This window comes from Rhizobium sp. MHM7A (assembly GCF_005862215.1).
In the GTDB taxonomy this organism is placed as follows: domain Bacteria; phylum Pseudomonadota; class Alphaproteobacteria; order Rhizobiales; family Rhizobiaceae; genus Rhizobium; species Rhizobium bangladeshense.
Window position 1 is genome coordinate 1 of record NZ_VCHT01000069.1, and the last position, 1,235, is coordinate 1,235.

Sequence of the window (1,235 nt, forward strand, 5' to 3'; positions counted from 1 at the left end):
GTTGCAAAGTTCACCGTCTGCCAGCCGCTCGCCGTGGTGTTGCTGAAGGTGGCGGTGGCGAGCCTGGTGCCGGTGGAGGTCCACAGGTCGACGACGTTTTGTCCGTTGTCGTTGGCGCTGCGATAGAACTTGATGGCGGTGACATCACCGGCGACGTTCGACTGGAACTTGACGCCGAGCTCGAGCTGCTGACCGTCGTTGAGGTTCGTCTGGGCCGGCGTGCTGGAAGCGTTGAACAGGCTGTAGGTCGCAGGCGCCACTGTCGCAGTGATATTGAAGGTCTCGTTGGCGGCGAGGCCGCCGAGATCGGTCGCCGTGACCCTGACGCCGTAGGTTCCGGCTGCCGTCGGCGTGCCGCTGAAGGTGCGCGTCGAGGCGTTGAAGCTCAGCCAAGAGGGCAGCGCCGTGCCGTCGGCGGCGGTTGCCGCATAGGCCAGCGTGTCGCCGCTGTCGACATCGGTGAAGGTGGTCGTCGGCAGCGTGAAGGAGAAGGCAGAGCCGACGGTGGCGTTCTGGGTCGCCGTCTGGACGGCGAGCACCGGCGCGTCATTGGCGCCGTGGATGGTGACGGTGAGGTTTGCGCTGGCGATGGCGCCGGCAGCGTCGCGCATCGTATAGCTGAAGACATCACTCAGAGTGTTGGTCGACTGGCGCAGCGCCTGCACGGCGGCATTGGACTCGTTGACGGCATAGCTATAGGCGCCCGATGCGTTGAGCACGAGACTGCCATAGGCGCCGCTGAGCGCTGCGCCGAGCGTGCCTGACGTCGCCCCGAAGCTGACCGCCGTCACCGTCTTGGTGTCGCCGGCATCCGGATCGGTGTCGTTGGTCAAGACGTTGCCGCTGGCCGCAACACCGCCGGAGCCGTTGGCAACGCCGCCCTTCTCGGTCGCATCCCCGGCATCGGCAACCGCCGTCGGCGCCGTGTTGCCTGATGTCGACACGGCGATATTGAAGGTCTCGTTGGCGGCGAGGCCGCCGAGATCGGTCGCCGTCACCCGGACGCCGTAGGTGCCGGTTGCCGTCGGCGTGCCGCTGAAGGTGCGCGTCGAGGCGTTGAAGCTCAGCCAAGAGGGCAGCGCCGTGCCATCGGCAGCGGTTGCCGCATAGGCCAGCGTGTCGCCGCTGTCGACATCGCTGAAGGTGGTCGTCGGCAGCGTGAAGGAGAAGGCGGAGCCGACGGTGGCGTTCTGGCCAGCCGTCTGGACGGCGAGCACCGGCGCGTCGTTGGCGCC

Annotated in this window: 1 protein-coding gene; it reads right to left on the bottom strand. The window is 67.3% G+C overall.

The window, feature by feature from the left end; translation table 11 throughout:
* A partial coding sequence (locus FFR93_RS40405) for a putative Ig domain-containing protein (RefSeq protein ID WP_138397227.1) occupies positions 1 to 1,235 on the bottom strand: 1,235 nt, incomplete at both ends.